At 42.0% G+C, this 18834-nt stretch carries 11 protein-coding genes and 1 pseudogene; 5 read left to right on the top strand and 7 right to left on the bottom strand.

Features of this window, described 5'->3' with window-relative positions; all coding sequences use genetic code 11:
- Positions 1–257: 257 nt before the first annotated feature.
- The 5 genes from ACULLH_RS08320 (at position 258) to ACULLH_RS08340 (ending at position 11171) form a co-directional block, all read left to right on the top strand.
- Entirely contained in the window at positions 258–1274 is a 1017-nt protein-coding gene (locus tag ACULLH_RS08320; RefSeq protein WP_454088282.1) for an interleukin-like EMT inducer domain-containing protein, read from the top strand.
- Positions 1275–1280: 6 nt separating this feature from the next.
- On the top strand, positions 1281–5378 hold the full coding sequence (locus tag ACULLH_RS08325) for a hypothetical protein (RefSeq protein WP_454088283.1): 4098 nt from the start codon (positions 1281–1283) through the stop codon (positions 5376–5378).
- Between the two features lie 19 nt (positions 5379–5397).
- A complete protein-coding gene (locus tag ACULLH_RS08330) occupies positions 5398–9132 on the top strand; it encodes a DUF6443 domain-containing protein (protein ID WP_454088284.1) in 3735 nt (1244 codons plus the stop codon).
- Positions 9133–9149: 17 nt separating this feature from the next.
- A complete protein-coding gene (locus ACULLH_RS08335; protein WP_454088285.1) occupies positions 9150–9590 on the top strand; it encodes a hypothetical protein in 441 nt (146 codons plus the stop codon).
- Between the two features lie 1017 nt (positions 9591–10607).
- Entirely contained in the window at positions 10608–11171 is a 564-nt protein-coding gene (locus ACULLH_RS08340) for a tetratricopeptide repeat protein (RefSeq protein WP_454088286.1), read from the top strand.
- A 74-nt stretch (positions 11172–11245) separates the two neighbouring features.
- Here the strand turns inward: ACULLH_RS08340 and ACULLH_RS08345 are convergent, their stop codons facing one another.
- From ACULLH_RS08345 to ACULLH_RS08375, 7 genes and pseudogenes are all read right to left on the bottom strand, one after another.
- The gene (locus tag ACULLH_RS08345) at positions 11246–12250 is read right to left on the bottom strand and encodes a homocysteine S-methyltransferase family protein (protein WP_454088287.1); all 1005 of its coding nucleotides are present in this window, start codon (positions 12248–12250) and stop codon (positions 11246–11248) included.
- Between the two features lie 22 nt (positions 12251–12272).
- Positions 12273–13304, bottom strand: coding sequence for a hypothetical protein (locus tag ACULLH_RS08350; RefSeq protein ID WP_454088288.1), 1032 nt, complete (start codon positions 13302–13304; stop codon positions 12273–12275).
- Positions 13305–13315: 11 nt separating this feature from the next.
- Positions 13316–13816: a hypothetical protein gene (locus tag ACULLH_RS08355; RefSeq protein WP_454088289.1), complete on the bottom strand. Its 501-nt coding sequence runs from the start codon at positions 13814–13816 to the stop codon at positions 13316–13318.
- Positions 13779–14039 (bottom strand): hypothetical protein, encoded by a 261-nt coding sequence (locus ACULLH_RS08360; protein ID WP_454088290.1) that lies wholly within the window; start codon positions 14037–14039, stop codon positions 13779–13781. The genes ACULLH_RS08355 and ACULLH_RS08360 overlap by 38 nt, the downstream gene beginning before the upstream one ends.
- A gap of 16 nt (positions 14040–14055) precedes the next feature.
- Positions 14056–14124: pseudogene (locus tag ACULLH_RS08365) on the bottom strand (hypothetical protein); the annotation flags it as partial.
- A 9-nt stretch (positions 14125–14133) separates the two neighbouring features.
- Positions 14134–15504: a sterol desaturase family protein gene (locus ACULLH_RS08370; protein WP_454088291.1), complete on the bottom strand. Its 1371-nt coding sequence runs from the start codon at positions 15502–15504 to the stop codon at positions 14134–14136.
- A gap of 195 nt (positions 15505–15699) precedes the next feature.
- The gene (locus tag ACULLH_RS08375) at positions 15700–18807 is read right to left on the bottom strand and encodes a hybrid sensor histidine kinase/response regulator transcription factor (protein WP_454088292.1); all 3108 of its coding nucleotides are present in this window, start codon (positions 18805–18807) and stop codon (positions 15700–15702) included.
- Between the last annotated feature and the right edge of the window lie 27 nt (positions 18808–18834).

The following is an 18834-nucleotide window of genomic DNA, read 5'->3' on the forward strand; positions in this document are numbered from 1 at the left end:
CTAATTTTCCTACAAAAGAATATAATCTATAACACGACTACCAATGACAACCACAATCTTATCACAACACCCATTTGACTATTCGTTCCTTTCAAAATTTCCGAAAAGTCCATAAACCTTGACGCTTCACCCTCCTGACGGTTTAAGGGAAACCTTCGCCTAACGATTTCATCCCTTACCAATCAAATGCTTAGGTACTTCATTAAGGGATAGCACTGATGTACAGACAATTTTATCGAATAATCATGAAAAATAAAATGAAAAAACTGATTGCTCTATTGTTTATGTTGAACCTGTTTCAACTAAATGCGCAGACAAGCGTCTATGTAAAAGGTACCGGATACAACTATTCTACTTCCAGAGTTGTAAAACTTGGAAGCAATTTTGTGGTTAATAGTGCTGGAAGGGGGCTTTGCCTAACGGTAATTAATGCTTCAACCCATCAGCATGTTTCTTCGGTGGTGTACGACACGTATGGCAATGCTACTGCTTCAGATAATCTGGCCTCTGCCCTCAACAATCTTAAACGTTCGCAAATAGGAATTTTAACCTCTTACGATGCTTGGGAAAACAATGTGACCACAGCCTTGCAAAATGCTGCACGTAGACTGGGGCTTTATAAACTTGGAGGTGGACTAAGTTCAGGCTCTCGAAGACCTTATGCTGCCATCTTCAGAGGGTCGGGAACCTCTACCGCCAACACAGTGCCAAATCATATCGCTTATGAGGTAATGCAATCAAGGGATTCGAATGCTGAAAGTGCGATTATTGCAACATGGCTAATTGAGGATGCATTTGTTGGAAATAACATTACCAATGCATTGGTAAGTGGCGATGGAGAAGATATCGGAGCCCCGCTCATAGTTAATCATTTAGGGTATGTGGGAATTGGCACCTATGCACCCGATTCCAAACTCACGGTAAAAGGTAACATACATACCGAGGAAGTAAAGGTAGACCTTTCAGTTCCTGGTCCTGATTATGTCTTCAAGGAAGATTACGACCTAAAATCCTTAAAAGAAGTTCAGGATTACATTAAAGAACATGGTCACTTACCCAACATTCCTTCAGCTCAAGAAATGGAAGTCAATGGGATACAACTCGGTGAAATGAACATGAAACTCCTTGAGAAGATAGAGGAACTGACCCTCTATACCCTTTCCCAAGAGAAACAGCTAAAAGCCCAACAAAGCGAAATAAACAGGCTCACAAAACAGGAAGAGCGCATACAACATTTGGAAAAACAATTACAACAACTCCTGCACAAAAACTAAGTCAACATGAGATATACCTTCTTATTTTTTATTTGCACGACACTATGCTTTTCGCAACAGCTACCGGACGTCAGTGATTTGGTCAGCGTCCCTAATTCCCCAGAGGCTGAGGCCTTTGAAAGTTATGGTAACATCCCAATATCCTATTATGTGGGTAGGCCCAATGTCTCGGTACCCATATACATGATACAAGGAAAGGAAATGTCCGTCCCAGTATCACTGACCTACGAATCTTCAGGCATTAAGGTACAATCTATTGCCACAAGTGCGGGAACGGGATGGAACCTAAACGCCGGCGGAATGGTAACCCGTCAAATGAACGATATGCCGGATGATATGATATCAGGTAAGCCCACCCATGAAATTGGGGATTCAAATATCGTATCCATGAACAGTTATTTGAACAGCCTCAGAGATCCAACGCTTGGCTACTATATCAGCTTTGAGAATTATGAGCATTCCCACCAGGATATTGTAAATTTTCTTGCCCGAAAAGCTGACCAGGCCTCGGGTGATGCCGATTTAATGCCCGACACCTTCAGTTTCTATGCCCCAGGACTTTCTGGTTCCATAGTAATAGATTACGGAACAGGTAATGCCATCAGCATTGATGACCCTGATGTTTCAGCTAACTACACCAAAGCTGGAAATGGCGCTATCACGGCTTGGACCATCACTGCAGCCAACGGTACGGTATATTATTTCAACAAACCGGAAGAAACAACCACTACCAATCAGAACGACCAAACATGGGTGTATAACTCAGCTTGGCATTTGACCAAGATAGAATCGCCCAATAAAAAGGACGTGTTCGATTTTACCTTTATAGATCAGCCCTATTGGGATCAATTTCAACCATATCATAATCGAGAAACCAGACAAAATAGACTATCGGCATGTGGGCAAACAAATTATGATCCCTCCTTGCCTGCAAATACTTTTACGGTCAACGGGGTAAATAATGATTATAAAATCAAGCAGCCGATTCCAAGCACCATTAAACACAATACCATTGAGATCATTCAATTTTCACATTCAGGAGAGCGATCGGATTTGGGAGGTAGGAATAAGCTATCAAACATCTACGTTAAATATGGTGCGGATATTTTACGCCAATTCAGTTTAAACCATTCCTATTTTACGGCATCTTCCAATCCCACCCAGGAAGACGAGTATCGATTGCGTTTGGACAGCATTGATATCTATGGCAACTATAACCTCCCAGGACCTGCCCAACAAAGCCCGCAAAGCTATGCTTTTGATTATTATGGTACCGGAACCTTGCCGGGGCGTAATTCCAAAGCCATCGACTATTTGGGGTATTATAATGGGGTAACAGCAAACACAACCCTTGTCCCCCAATACACCGATGAATTTGGGAATACTTTTTCCGGAGCTGACCGAAGTTCCAATTTCAATTTCCTGCACCTGGGCATGCTCAAAGAGATACATTATCCCACAGGAGGATCTACTGAGTTTACATTTGATAAAGTGAACGAATATATCACCACTTTAGAACCTACTTCATTTGGTGAAGGTCTGGGGTCAGTGAGCAGTGGCACGGACCCAAATGCAGACCCCAACGAATTTGATTGTGATGACGGTTTTTGGCATTGGCCCCATACTTCTACGGTTTCCTTTACTGTGGATAGTAGCGAAGCCACCTATGCATCCCAAAGCAAGTACTGGTTTCAGGTAAGCTCCAGCGGAAATTATAGCCAAACAGGGAGGGTCTTTTTTATGGCTATTTATCAATCTACCTCGACAAAAGATTTTTGCGATATACAGACCATGATACAAAACCAGGATCCCAATTTAAAGCACCACTCGTTTGCTGCTCCCTTAAATGGAAGTGACATCATTATGACCAGCACGCAGTCCAGCTATTTACCCCCTGGAGATTACAAGGTCTACCTGGCCAACAGTTTATTGGGTAAGAGCTACAGTTTTCAACGCTCAGGCAAAAAAGATGTCGAAGTAAGCCACCCTGTATCTTCGAATGCCATTTTATCAAAAATTGTGGATAAGACCAACACGGGTGAAACTGTAATTCGCCGCTTGGACTATGAAGAACAGGTCTTACAACAAAAAATACAATTCACCGCAATCAAACACACCGATGACAACAGTAGTGGAGCTAGCTGTACCGAATATGAAACCTTGGAGCGCTATTCCACCAACCTCTACCAAAAGACACCCTATGATGTTACTTACACCAAGGTAAAGGAGACTAGGGAAGACGCCCAAGGCAATACCATTGGCAGCACCCAATATGAATTCTACAACCAAGGATTTTATACCCTAAATCAGGTAAGTCCATATCCCATTGCTGGCGTATACGTGCCCAAACCTGGACAACCCTACTTAAAAAATTATCCGCTCAACGGCCAATTGAAGAAAATGACCCAATATGATAAGGATGGGCGCATTATTACCGATGAGGAGAACATATATGACTTTGAGGCTTCCGTGGTAACGACCGGAACCCATTTTTATGGGGAGTCTTCAAAACTTGATATCTGCACCGTTGGAATAGTGGGAGAAATCGACACCAGCAAGGAAAAACTAATCTATGTCACTTCAACCAATAGTCCGAGCAGGGCCTGTGCCACCCAGAATGGATTCACGGTAATCAATAGTTGGCAAAATGTTATCCCAAATTCCGATGATAATGTCCGTTTTCATTCCTTTAAAACACAACTAAAGGAAAAAAATGAGCTGAGTTATTTGTATACAGGTACCAATCCTTTTCCCACTTCTTCGATAACCCAGCAGACCACATATACCTATGGAAGTGCCCATAACATGCCCATCAGTGTAAAAACTGTGGCAAGTAATAGCAACGACTTGGTCACCAATACCCAATATCCTGGCGATTTGACCAGTCCATCCACAGCTGAACAGGCACTCATCACCCAACATCGTAAAACGGAACCCATTGAAGTGGAGACTTTTGAAGATTTGGATGATGATGGTACTTTGGAAACCAACGAACAACTCAGCACCCAATACACACTTTACAAGGATTGGGGCAACGGATTGGTTTTACCTGAGTACATTCAAGCGGCCAAGGGAACAGAAACCCTGGAAAATCGAATACAGTTCGACTATGACAACGGCAGTGGTAACATTAAGGAAGCCAATAAAGAAGATGGCAGTCCAATCACCTATATCTGGGGATACAACGAACAGTTCCCTATTGCCAAAATTGAAAATGCCTCATACAGTCAGATATCTTCGCAGGTGTCCAATTTACAGACCCTTTCCAATGCCGATGATGACACCACAATAGGTACCACAGGAAATGAGGGAGCCCTTCGTTTAGCACTTACAAGCTTGCGAAACTCGGTACCCGACGCTTTAGTGACCACATACACCTACGATCCCTTGATAGGGGTTACAAGTACAACGGACCCCAGCGGTTACACCAGTTACTACGTATATGATCATTTTGGTCGATTGAAATACATCAAGAACAAAGATGGAGAGGTATTGGGAGAAAACCGATATAATTATCGTGTTGAACCGATAGATGCTCAAACCTCTGCTTCATTAACTAGTGTCACCAGTGGGCAAACCGTTACGCTGACCACAACGGCCACAGGCGGTACGGGTAACTTTCAATACAATTGGACCGTAAGCAATGGTACCATCAATGACACCTTTACCAATACCACAGGGATATTAGACGTAATCACAACGGACGATCATGCGCCTTCTTTTACGGTGGACTGCCAAGTGCTGGACACCCAAACCAATGAGTCTTCTACCACCCAGACCAACATCGATGTTACCGTTCCACAAGCACTTACGGTCAATGGAATGTATATCTCACCGGGTGGGGTCACCAAATCAGTGGGTGACAGTGTTACCTATAGCGTGGATGTCTCCGGTGGGTCGGGCAATTATGACTTCGAATGGACCAAGACCTCCAATCAAACAACATCGAGTTACGGGGGTAATTCAGACTCGACCACCAAAACGGTGGTGAACGGGGATTGTCCAAGTTTTGCCGTAAGCTGCAAGGTAACCGACACGGTGACCAATGAGACCATTACCAAAGGAACATTTATTCTCGTAACCAGTGGCTGCCCACAACAATAACCTGTAAACCCAAAAAGACATGAAAACAATAGTAATTTATATATTGATATTGACAAGTGTGGCAAGTACTTGGGCACAGGTGCAGCCAACAGCTACCGAGAACTACATCCACAGTATAACCTATAAGAAGGCCTATCTGGAATCCCAATTGGGCTCGGCTACCAACGATGATAAAATAGAGACCGTACAGTATTTTGATGGATTGGGAAGGCCTCTTCAGTCCATTGGTGTGAGACAGGGAGGTAAAACCAGTTCCGGGGGTGATGCAGATCTGGTCACCCCGTTTGTTTATGATGTATACGGACGTCAGGTACGGGAATATCTTCCGCTACCCGTGGGCGACAATAATGGTCGCTATATCAATTCGGCCACTACCGATGTCCAAACGTACTATCACGGAGCTTTTAATGATGATTTTCCAACCTTAAATGTTTCGTCCAGTAATCCCTTCTCGACAAGGGAACTCGAAGCCTCTCCCTTAAATCGGGTATTGAAACAGGCTGCCCCTGGGGAAGCATGGAGATTGGGGGGAAATCACGAGATTGAGTTCGATTACCAAACCAATAGCGCCTCAGAAGTAAAAAAGTACCAGGCTACTATAGCACTGGTAAACGGGGTTTATGTGCCCTCTTTGTCCTTGGAGGGAGATTATGCCGCCGGTGAGCTTTACAAGACCATTACCTTGGACGAGAACCATAGCTCTGGAACCGACCATACCACCGAAGAGTTTACGGATAAACGTGGGAGGGTAATCCTAAAGCGTACGTATAACGCTGGAGCGCATGATACCTATTACGTCTATGACCATTTTGGCAATCTCACTTATGTGATTCCACCAAAGGCTGTGGATGGCTTGGATGCATCATTCTTTGCGACTGTGGAAGAAGAAGAATCAACGGCCACGGTGGCCAATCAAGCTACGCTTACTGTGGAGGCCACCAAGCTGGTCACCCTGAAAGATGGTTTCCATGCACAATCAGGAAGTACCTTTACGGCTAGGATCAATACGGCTCCTACTGTTTTACAGGATAAACTCGACGGACTCTCCTATCAATATGTTTATGACCACAGAAATAGGTTGATAGAAAAAAAGATTCCAGGCAAGGGATGGGAATATATTGTTTATGACAAACTGGACAGGCCAGCCCTCACCCAAGATGCCAACCAACGCGCAAAATCGCCTGATGAATGGCTCTTTACCAAGTACGATGCCTTGGGTCGTGTGGCCTATACCGGTATTTTTAAGTCGAACGACAGCCGGAATCAATTGCAAGGGCAGTTCAATGCAAAATCGAGTGCCACGGACAATTATGAGGAAAAGGTGAGTTCAGGTACCGGTTTTGGCGGCACCTATTATACCAATTCCGATTATCCGACCGCCATCACTACCACGGACGTGCTGACGGTAAACTATTATGACGATTATAGCTTTGATACGGATGGACTCAACCTGCCCAGCAGTAATGCCTACGCCCATGCGGTACTCAATTACAACAATACCAATAAAAAGGATACCAAGGGATTGCCCACCGGAAGCAAGGTGCGCACCTTGGGGGATACCGATTGGACCACCACGGTAAACGGTTATGACGAGCACCGACGTGTGATCTGGACGGGAATGCAGAACGATTATTTAAGCACCACAGATTATGTGGAAAGCAAACTGGACGACATTACTGGATGGATATTGGAAACCAAGACCCGACACATTAAATCGAGTAGTACCCTGACCACTATTGAAAAGTTTGGCTATGACCATTCCGGGAAGCTGACCTCTCATACCCACAAGGTGAATAGCCAAGCGGAGCAGCGTATCGCCGTGAACGAATATGATGATATAGGGCAATTGGTCAGAAAAAAGGTAGGCGGAGCTGCAAGTAGTTCCAACGAGCTGCAGGTGGTGGACTATGAATACAACATTAGGGGTTGGCTCAAACAAATAAATAACCCCAACGCTTTGGGTAGTATGGACCTGTTTGGGTTTAAGATCAACTATAACACGGCTGACCATAGTGGTTCCCCACTCTACAATGGTAACATTGCCGAAACGGAGTGGAAAACGGCCAATGATAACGTATTGCGCTGGTACCGCTATACCTACGATGCCCTTAATCGCATCACAACCGGAATCAGCAGTGATGGAAAGTTTGATTTGGGCAGTACCTCCATACCCATTACCTACGATAAAAACGGGAATATTGAACGATTGTACCGTAAAGGACATCGCGTGGCCAGTCCGACCATAAGTAACAGTAGCCATTATGGGGTGATGGACAATCTGGATTATAATTACGAAACCAACTCCAACAGGCTACAGAGCGTCCAAGAGCTATCGGGAGGTCATAGCACCTATGGGTTTAAAAATGGTTCCACGGCCAGTACCGAGTACACCTATGATGCCAATGGTAATATGCTTACCGATGCCAACAAGGGTATTACGGCCACGGTGTATAACCATTTGAACCTACCTATCTCCGTAACTTTATCTGGCGGTACAATTTCGTATATGTATGATGCTACGGGCATCAAATTAAAAAAGACCACAGGAGGTTCTGTGACAGACTATGCCGGTAACTATGTGTACCAAGCGGGCAGCCTACAGTTCTTTAATCATGCCGAAGGTTATGTGTACAAAGATGGTAGCACCTACAAGTATGTATACCAATATAAGGATCATTTGGGCAATATTAGGTTAAGTTATGAAGACGGTAACGGTAACGGTGCTGTGAACCAAAGCGAAATTGTAGAGGAAAACAACTACTACCCTTTTGGTTTGAAACACCAAGGATATAACAATGCTACCTCTTCGTTGGGGAATAGTGTGGCAAAACGGTGGAAGTATAATGGAAAAGAACTTGAGGAAGGCCATGGTTTGGACTGGTACGAAATGGATGTGAGACAATATAATCCGGCCATTGCAAGATGGACAAGTATTGATCCTGTGGTTCACCATTCGATGTCACCTTATAATGCTTTCGATAATAATCCGGCATACTGGGCGGATCCAAGTGGTGCAAACTCAGTTCAGGATTTAGCATATGCTATGTTTACAAATAGTGGTGCGGGGGCAACAACTTTTACAAACAATGGAAATGGCACTTTCAGTCGAACAGAAAGGGATGAAAATCCTGAAGATGGAAGTGAAACGGATTGCTGTGGCAAATTAAAAAAGGCCCTTTCAGATTTTGCTGATCAGACTTACGGAAAGATTTTATTTGACACCGATGTAACTGGTGAATTATGGTACGGTGAAGATAATTTCACTTACCACATACAAGGTGATAATGAATTTTACCGTATTAGGAGAAATAGTTATGAAAGGGTGGATGAACTCCCTGCGAGTAATCAAGCGATTCAAATCATGCTTCCTCAAAAAATGGCAGCAAAGGGAGGAACAATGCTTATGGGAGCAAAAGCTTCGGTTAAACAAACTATGGTTTATCTGTCAAAACAGGGAGGTAAGGTAATTTACGTAGGAATAACTAATAACTTTGCAAGAAGAGCAGCACAACATTTGAGAGGTCCCAATAAACTAAAAATCGACCCAATTCATGATTCTTTACAAAGTCTTTCAAGAAATGATGCTAGAGCAGTAGAGCAGGTTTTGATAGAGTATTTTGGACTAGGTGGAAAAAGAGGACAAACAGGGCAATTATTAAATCGTATTAATAGTATCTCTGAAAATAATAAAAGGTATGGGGCAGCTCTGAAAAAGGGGAAACAATTATTAGAAGCTGCAGGGTTTACATTTTAACAAGAAAATAATAAAGAATGATAATTGGCGATATTATTGAATTAGAAGAAGAAGGAAAAAAAGTTTATTTACAATACGTAAGGGAAGCTAAAAATGAAACTTTATTAGAAAAAATGAGGGTTTTCTATGAAGTTTATGATAATCGCCCTATTGATATTGAATCAATAATAAAAGATGACTTTTTCTTTTTAGATTTTCCATACCGTTATGGTATCAAAGAAAAAGGTGTTAACCTTATTGGAAACATACCTTTACCCAATGACTTCATGATTCCAAAACAATTTAGAACGGAAAACGTGTTTGGTTCTGGATGGAGAATCATAAATGAAGGTGGTAAATCTGAAGTTTTTGAAGAGCTTAACCATGAGCAGAAAAAACTCTCTCCATATGGAATGTGGAATATTCCAGAAATCTTTGAAAATTTAAAAAACGGATGGCGGCTAGAAAATTGGATATAAAATTGCGGTAATGAAACAATCCTGTTGATTTGCTAGCATGTCCCTTTAAAAATTTAAAATTCAGTGGGCGAGCTACCTACGCTACCGCTAGTCTTCGACTAGTGGCGTACCGAGTAGACAACACGATTCAAAGGAAAGAGCCACAGCAAAAGTTGTGGCTTTTTAAATTTGAAATGTCCGGAGAATGATACCAAAGGGTTTTGGACGTATTTTAGTCCTACCAGTTGCACCTGTACTGAGCCTGCCGAAATAAACTGGCGGTAGCTTAGGGGTTGGTTTTGTTGAATTTAGCAACTTTAGCCAATTAATTGCATATTTGCACTGCAAATGAGAAACACAAACGTACATATCAAACCAGGAGCGCTGTTCAGTCAGGGTGACTATCGCTGGATAATGAAATTATCCTCGCGTAAGGGACGTGATGTGTTTAGTTTAGATGGATTTTTATGTTGATTTAAAACAAGTCTTGATACAAAACAGAAGCGTCCAACAACATTGGGCGCTTTTTTTATGGAAAATTTTAAACGAATGCGAGAAAAGTAAAACTACATAATAAAGAATAATTGAAAGGTAAAGTCCCGATAGCCATCGGGAAGGGACAGGCGATTGTAAAATATTCAAAATCTGCTGAAAAGCGGACAGGGAATCTATTATCTAAAATTACTATAACTAATTGATTATCAATAAATTAAATTCAAATTTTTCTTGTGTAATCCAAAAATAGATTTCATCTTTGCACCGTCGAATAACAACGACAACATAGAATACGAATTATAAAAACGAAGCTATGCTTTTATATCAAAGTTGTTTTAAAAGCCGATTGATTGGGGAACAATCAATACCTATGCTTCGGTTCTTTCCATAGGAGTTTTAAACTCTAAAAAGATCCGAAGCATTCAACAAGAGTGTTTCGGATTTTTTATACCCATTTTTCTGGTATAGACATTCCGAGACTTAACCCGAAACCCGCATAGTTGGGCAGCATGGCTGTATCCAAAATGCATAAACTAAAACGTCATGGAAAGGACAAACTATAACATATACTTGTTCAAAGCATTGGAGGCATATCCTTACGAATTGGAAAAGACAATTGAAGCTTTGAACTATGCATTGTCTTATGAGCCGCAGAATGCTGTAGCTCTTTTGTTGATGGCAAGGGTCCACAGTGAGCAATTAGGTGATTATGGGACTGCAAAGGAATATTATGAAGAGGCTTTGGCTTCGGACATGAATAATCCGAACATATATCCATATTACGCATATACGTTGTTCTTGAACGAGGATTATGAAGAAGCTGAAAAGTTGCTTGATTATGCGCTGAAAGTCCCAGCTACAGACAAAGCCTTAATGCATTATTACTCAGGTCTTATGAAAGAGGCCCAAAAGAAATACCAAGATGCTATCAAAGCGATGAAAGTAGCACGTGAGCAAACGTTCAACGAAGGTTTTGACGAGTTTTTGGGGAGGCAAATCCAAAGGATTGAAAAAAAACTTTCCCAACAAACTAAAGAAAAGCGACATGAAGCTACCCAGGAAAAACCGAAAAAAACCGGGGTGCTTCGAAGGTTGAATTTGCTCTAGTTTTGTGGATACGCCATATTTGGCGGATGTTAAATGCGCCAGCAAAAGCTGGCGCATTTTCTTTGGTTCAAACCCTAGCAACTACATTTGGGTGCTTTCTCGGCTGCTACGATCAAAGTTTCACACATAGGAACAAGGACACCCTCTTCAGTAAAAAGAGATTTATTGTTTGTCCTTAATGCACTATAAATTTCCCTAATATGGGATATGTCCGTTCCACAACAGCCCCCAAAAACCCTTAGATTCGGTAGCAATTCTTGAAGTCTCGTGTGCAATTGGCCCAACTCTGTTTCATTTCCCCTGTCAAGTTCTGTGGCTTCGTCCAATTCTGCATGACTTTTACAAGATGCATTGGCCCGAAGTCCATGAATTCTGTTTTTCCAGATCGCATCGGTTTCAAATAGGTGAATAAAATGGGTTGGATGCGCGCAATTGATCATATAATACAACGGGTAGCTATCGGTAATCCAGTCCAGTTTCGTAATTACTTCTTCCAAATTTTCTCCGCTTGGCAACCTTCCATCTACCTCAACTGTAAAAGATACTACCACGGGTGCCTCATATAATTGTGCCGCTTTTACAATCCCCAAAGCTTCTTCCGAATATGTCATGGTTATCGCTGTAACCATATCTACTTGGGCCTCTTTAAAGGCTTTTACTTGCAGTTCGTGGTATTTCGCTGCTTCGGAATAGGTCATCACATCATGAACCTTATAACCATCGCCCCTCGGCCCCAGTTGACCACTGATCTTTATTTCCGGAACTGAAGTTTTATAAGTTCCCCTTAATTCTTCCATAAATGCTATGGCCTTTTTATTGGATACGATAAGTTGTTCTTCAGTATATCCCAATTGCCTGCCCCAATCTAAATTGGCCCTCCAAGTGGGACTCTCCAAAATAAATCCTGTGCCGTTGTTTTTGGATAGTTCCAAATAATCCCTATAATATTTTTCCAAAATCACCCTGCCTGAATCAGTTTCCACCAATGGAAAGGCGGCAAAATGTTCCAAATCGATATTGTGGTTGAAGATGATATCGGTTTCCAAACCGCCATCTGTTAGTATAATATTTGTTTTCATAATTGATTTCTTCTTTTGTTATTTATTCTTCCTTTGATTTGGGTTCCAATTCCGATTCGAGCAGTTCAACCAGTGTAGCCGAGCCTTGCCCAAATAGTTGACCACCCCATTCTTCAGGTGGTGAAATTTTGGATAATAGAATGGCCAGCCCCAAACCTTCGTCTTGCGACCATTTTCCCCTTCGGGTTCCTTCCAGAGCTTGCTGTGGACTAAGTTTTCCACCTTCCGGATGGCTCAACCAGGCATACATATTGTACTCTCCTACTCCTTCCATGGTAAGAAATAAATTATCCAACCTTTTTAGGATTGAGAGCGAATCGGTAAAATGCTGGTCATGCCGCTTGTTTATCATTGAGAGAATCTTTGAAGCCTCAATTGTAATTTCACCGGAATCAGCTTCCAATGCCTTGTAAATCATTGAGACTTCCTTTTTAAACTGTTCCACGTAGATTGAATTTTCAGCCATGTAATCTTCCACAATATTGTCCGTAAGGACGTGGGCAAACTGATGATTAGCCTCAATCTTGGAAACCGCTTTGCCAAATGTGCCCATTTGCTGTGTATGGGAGAATTCATGGACAAAAATTCCTGTCAAAAAGGATGCATAGGACAGATTTCTACTGTCTACCCCAGCATTTTTCCAAAAAGTGGGTAACGGCATAATGAAAAAAGTATCACTCTTTTGATTATCAAGCGGCCCGGCAAAGCTCATAATACCAACGGGTATTTCTGCCCCATCCGGTAATGTGATCATACCATTATGCGCTTTGTATTTCCATGCCAAATCTTGGGAAAATAAAGTGGGTCCATCAAAATCATGTCCTTCAGCAATGGTCACTCTAGAGGTTGAATAGACCATCTTATCGTCAAAGAAAATGAAGTCCACTGGCTGATACGTGGGTAACTTATAGATGTCTTGACTAACCAATTCCCACGCTCCAAACCAGGAATCAAGCACAGAAACTTCAGGATTAGGCCCTATCGTTTGCTGATTTTTATCCTTGCAAGCCGTTGCCGTCAAAAACAGCAATGCAATTATCGTTATTCTTCTCATGATATATGTTTTTAGATGTTCTCCAGAATGCTGGAAAGTTGTTTTTTTAGCTCCTCTGGTGTTTTTCCGCGATTATCAATCGTAAAATCCGTAGCTAGATTTTTGGTTCTTACCGCTTCATTGATCGCTAGGAGTTGTTCTTCACTCATCTTAATATGAATGGACTGATCTCTGGATTTTAAGCGTTCCAAACAATCATCCGGGTTAGCAGCTACCCCAATTGTAACTACATGAAAGTCAGCCTGAAGACTGTCCAACATATGGTCAAAATACATGGTTAAGCCGGTGGATTCAAAAACTAGGGTTCCATGTTCCTGTATCGCCAACCGAATACCCTTTTCAATCGTATCAAAGACTTCCTTGACGTAGGTGTCGTCCAATGAGGTCCTCCCCTTTTTGATGCTTTTGGCCCAATCCTCAACTCGGATAAATTTCAAACCAAAATGCGCTTCCATGAGTTCGCCGATAAAAGATTTACCGCTTCCCTTCTGCCCTATCAATAGAAATATCATAGTATTTTGATTTACATTCATTAGTTCCCTTATTCCTTAGGGTGAGATACGCCAAATAACCAACCAGCACTAAATTTACAGCATTCCATGTGTGCATCACATAGGGTAAAATAGTATCAAGGGGAACTATGGTTGACCCATCAGCTTTAATCAATAAAACCAATAACACACAGAAAACCAAATCAATAGCTAAAGTGAACATACAAACAACTGTTCTTTCCATTTAAGAGCCCAACAATCTATTGTTGAATGATTTTACGGATTCTATGGTTTTGGGAATCAGTGACAAAAACTTCTCCACTTTCATCTCTTAATTGTCAATCAGGAATATTGTAAAATGCCTTTACCTCCTCGTAATTGCCATAATCCAGTGAAGATTTACCCGAAATATTGATGGTAGGAGGTATAATTACATATCTAAACTTATTGCCCCGTGCTGGAGATATTTGATATTCATTTAGGTCACCTGAATGCGCCTTTGCCTTGATTAGGATATCACCGACTGATGCCGACCCACTTCCAAAACCATAAGTGAATTGGGCGCCCCTAAAATCCAGTATGGGCAAAAGATAGGTACTACTGTCCCCAAAACCGCTGAAATACACCAGTATGACATGGGTGCTTTTTATACTGAAAGCTCGTGGCACATTGGATGGGAAATCAATGTTCATATACTTGGTTGATGCCGATGTACCAGTAAAATTGGCTGAAATCCAATTGCTGTACATTACTTCTGCATTACCATCTTTACCATCGGCGCCATCTTGGCCTGGTTCTCCTTGAGTGCCCTGCTCTCCTTGCAGTCCCTGTTCGCCCACAGGCCCTTGTGGCCCTTCAATTTCATCTTTACTGCATCCAATCGAAATGGATATAAATAAAAGGAGTCCCACCACCTTTTTTACATGTTGTACAGCTTCCCGTTTAACCTTTTTCTTCTTTCTTTCCTTGATTAAATCCTTGAAGCAAAGCATATCCAATACCTTGGCCGATGCACCATAAAATAAACCGGTTCTATGTTCATAGTTTGTAGGGTTTTTAAAAGTGCCGAAAAGAATATCAAAAATGGGCAGATCGGAATAGTTGTATTTGTGTATTCCTTGTGCATGGTGAACCGTATGGCTTTCCGGCCTTTGGATAATATATCCCAACCAAGGTGCCGTTTTAATGTTGGCATGTTGGAACATTCCCATAAAGTTGGTCACCAATAAGGTCACCGTTATGGCCTGTGGGGATAAGCCTACCAAAAGGGCAAAACAAATACTTCCCAAGACCGTCCAACCAATCATATCCATAGGACTGAAGTAGAACGCACCATAGGTGTCCAATCGTTCTGCACTGTGGTGCATCTGATGAAAGGTTCTCCATAAAAAGTCGGAATTGTGCAAGGCACGATGCCATACATATACCCCAAACTCGTACAAACACACTCCCACCAGACCTCCAATCAGGGTTGTCAAATTGGTTAGGTCGAACAAACGGTAGGGTTCTAAATAAGGATCAATGAACAAAGGCAAATACGATGAAAGAAAGAAGAAAAAGGCAAAAGCAGCCATTCCCCTAAACTTCCAGTATTTTACCTGTGGTAATTTTTGGGCCGGAAAAACCGCTTCCCAAATCATTAGTAAAGCATACATGGCCAATACGGCTATGGATACTGGGTCCGTTAAAATTTCCCAAGGCGTTATCATAATTATAGATTTAAAGATTAACACCGCAAACGTATTATCGAATGGCATCTGGACCCAACCATTATTGTGCCATTAAAACATTGATTTGTTGCATGGTAATCACTTGTTTTTTAACGACTTATCAGATGTAATGGAAATGTTGCAAATGATGCAACAGAAGTTGCAAACGGACTAATTAGAGGTAATTCGGAGAAGCTATTTTTTTTGGGAAATGCTACTGGGCAACGCACCAAATTCCTCTTGAAAACACTTGGAAAAATAGGATGGATTTTGAAAGCCTACACTATAGGCAATTTCCGCTACGGTTCCGCTCTGTTGTTGAAGCATATCCATGGCGCGATGAAGTTTGAAGGTTCTGATAAACTCTATTGGGGTCTGACTGGTGATCGCCTTTATCTTTCGGAACAGCTGTGAACGGCTCAAGGCAACGGCATCCGCAAGTTCAACAACGCCGAAATGCTCATTGGCCATCTCAATTTCCAAGACTTCGGTGACCTTTTTCATAAAATCTTGGTCAATTGAGTTTAGCGTAAGCTTTTTGGGCTTTAGTATATCCCCGGTTCCAAAATGTTGCTGCATTTTTTTTCTGACTGCCAGTAAATTTTCTATCCGAACCAGGAGTTCTTCATTGTTGAAGGGTTTGGTCAAATAATCATCCGCCATACTTTTTAATCCCTCAATCTTATCTTCTTTGGATGATCTTGCGGTCAGTAATATAATGGGGATGTGACTTGTACGCACGTCTTCTTTTAGGGTTTTACTCACTTCCAGCCCATCTTTTTTAGGCATCATCAAGTCACTTATGATAATGTCGGGAATATCTTCTAAAGCAAGGGCAATTCCCTGCTCACCATCAACAGCTTCCTTGATTTGATATCGATTGGCCAAAATACTTTTCATATAGGTTCGAAGATCGGCATTATCCTCTATGATTAGTAAAATGGGTAATTCGTCAGTGTCGACATTGGGAATTTCATCTTCGACATGGGATTCGGACAACTTCTGTTCCGTGAATTCCTTAACCGTTGGTGTAATGGCCACAATTTCGTTTTCCGATAAATGGTTTTTACCTTTTGGCAAGGTGACGGTAAAGACACTTCCTTTTTCCAACTCACTTTCTACACGAATAGCGCCCTTGTGCAATTCAACCAGCTCTTTAACGAGCGATAGACCAATTCCCGTGCCTACAGCACTATCCGAGGTGGTATTGGAGGCTTGATAAAACCGATTGAAGATATGTTGCAGCTCTTCTTGTGGAATGCCATGGCCCGAATCCGTAACCGATATGGCTAAATTGTTTTCCGTTTCCTCAACATCCACAGCGACCTTTCCACCTTCAGGTGTAAACTTCAATGCATTGGACAGTAGATTCACAATGACTTCTTCCAGTTTTTCATGATCTACATAAAGAAAGCTGGATTGTTGTTGTACGTTCAGGGCCAATTCCACATCCTTAAGGGCGGCCATGGATTGAAAGGAATTTACCCAACCTTGCAGCAGGGGGACTATATTGATGTAAGACGCCTTCAACGTAATCTTGCCGCTTTCAATCTTTGAAAGATCTAATAGTTGATTGATCAGTTTTAATAAACGTTTCCCATTTCTTTCAATCATTTTTACCGTGGGCCGAGTTTCCACATCAACAGTTTGCTTCAATTGTCCCAAAGGACCTAAAATGAGCGTCAATGGTGTCCGGAATTCGTGTGAAATGTTATTGAAAAACCTTGTTTTAAGTTGGTTGACTTCCTCAAGCTGTTGTCTTTGTTTTTCTTTCACCAACAACAATTCTTGATTTTTTTTACTTCGAAACCTAAAAAATTGGAATACAAAACCCGCGATGATCAAAGCTAAAAGCGCCCCTAGCGCATAAATGTTCTGCCATAACTTTCGGGATTTGTTCTCTTGCTGCAAGGCATCAATTTCCTGCTCTTGCTTTGCAGTATCGTATTTGATCTGCATTTCGGCCAGCTCACGGTTTTTACGATTTATAGTAACGCTGTCCTGGACTGTTTTGTACTGTTTAAAATACTCCAGCGATTTCCTATAATCCCCGCGTCTTTCAGCTAATTGGGACAAGTTCTTATAAGTACTCCCCAAGCCATTGTAATTCCCCTCCTCCTGTTTTTGGATCAATGCCCTGTTCAAATACACATTCGCGCTATCCAAAGAGTTTTGGCTTAGATGGATTTCTCCGATCTTTTCACTGATGTAGGGCATTAAAGGTTGCCGGTCATTGGAGCCGCTTAAAGTCCTCGCCCTATGAAAGTACTCGAGTCCGTTTGCAAAATCTTCCTGAACTTGATAGACCTCCCCTATATTTACCAAAGATTGCACAACCCCTCTATCATTTCCCAATTCTTTTCGAAGCTTAAGGGCTTCGTTGTGATAGACCACGGAGCTGTCCATTTTTTTTAGATCCAGAAAAACAATGCCCAGATTGTTATAGATAATGGAGGCCACCCGCTTGTCACCGTATTTTTTGTTGGCGGCCAAACTTTGTCTGTAATAGTCCAGGGCCGTGTCGAAATTGCCATTTTCCTCATTCAGGACACCCAAAGAAATATTCACTTTGGCCAACCCTCGTTGATCGCCAATCTGTTCTTTAAGTTGCCTGCTTTGGTCCAATAATCGTAAGGCCTCGCCCCTATCCGTGGACAGGTGAGCTAAACCCATTCTAAAAAAGCTGTTCGAAATTCCTTTTTTATCATTCAGGTCTTCTTGGACATCAAGGGCTTTTCTATAGTGCTCCAAAGCTTTTTTGTCATCCCCAAAGATGTAATGAAAGTGGCCCATTTCATGGGAGCTTTGCGCAATTCCAGCATCATCGTCCAGATGGGTAAATATGGCTATGCTTTTGTCCAACACTTCCACCGCCTTGTCCTTTTCCCCTTGATAAGTATAAGCCACTCCTTTGGCCAAATAGGATTTTGCCAGTCCGGCTTCATCACCATTTTCCCCATAAAGAGAAATGGCCTTTTCCAAGGTCTCATAAGCTTCATCGTAGTTCCCTTGATTGGATGAGATTTTACCCCTTAGGTAATACGCCGTGGCATGTTCAGCTGGATAATTGGAAATGGCAGGATCCGCGAGAATTTCGTCCACTAGGACGCTAACATCTTTTAAGGAATCATCCAAATTACGCTCTATTAGCGCATTGGCCGTACTGAAGTACTTTTCACCACTTAGTTGATGTAATTCTTGCCCAAAATCTCCGTCTTGGGCTATGGCAGTCATCAAAGCACCCAGAAACAAGGTGTAAAAAAGGTTGATGTTAGTACGAGGCATGATTTTGGTTCTCCTCATACAATGTACAATTTTTTGGCATTCGGA

It is taken from the genome of Flagellimonas sp. 2504JD4-2 (assembly GCF_053642935.1).

Bases quoted from the DNA above. Each gene is read 5' to 3' on its own strand.
- ACULLH_RS08320 (WP_454088282.1), top strand. From the start codon at position 258: ATGAAAAAACTGATTGCTCTATTGTTTATGTTGAACCTGTTTCAACTA.
- ACULLH_RS08325 (WP_454088283.1), top strand. From the start codon at position 1,281: ATGAGATATACCTTCTTATTTTTTATTTGCACGACACTATGCTTTTCG.
- ACULLH_RS08330 (WP_454088284.1), top strand. From the start codon at position 5,398: ATGAAAACAATAGTAATTTATATATTGATATTGACAAGTGTGGCAAGT.
- ACULLH_RS08335 (WP_454088285.1), top strand. From the start codon at position 9,150: ATGATAATTGGCGATATTATTGAATTAGAAGAAGAAGGAAAAAAAGTT.
- ACULLH_RS08340 (WP_454088286.1), top strand. From the start codon at position 10,608: ATGGAAAGGACAAACTATAACATATACTTGTTCAAAGCATTGGAGGCA.
- ACULLH_RS08345 (WP_454088287.1), bottom strand. From the start codon at position 12,250: ATGAAAACAAATATTATACTAACAGATGGCGGTTTGGAAACCGATATC.
- ACULLH_RS08350 (WP_454088288.1), bottom strand. From the start codon at position 13,304: ATGAGAAGAATAACGATAATTGCATTGCTGTTTTTGACGGCAACGGCT.
- ACULLH_RS08355 (WP_454088289.1), bottom strand. From the start codon at position 13,816: ATGATATTTCTATTGATAGGGCAGAAGGGAAGCGGTAAATCTTTTATC.
- ACULLH_RS08360 (WP_454088290.1), bottom strand. From the start codon at position 14,039: ATGGAAAGAACAGTTGTTTGTATGTTCACTTTAGCTATTGATTTGGTT.
- ACULLH_RS08370 (WP_454088291.1), bottom strand. From the start codon at position 15,504: ATGATAACGCCTTGGGAAATTTTAACGGACCCAGTATCCATAGCCGTA.
- ACULLH_RS08375 (WP_454088292.1), bottom strand. From the start codon at position 18,807: ATGAGGAGAACCAAAATCATGCCTCGTACTAACATCAACCTTTTTTAC.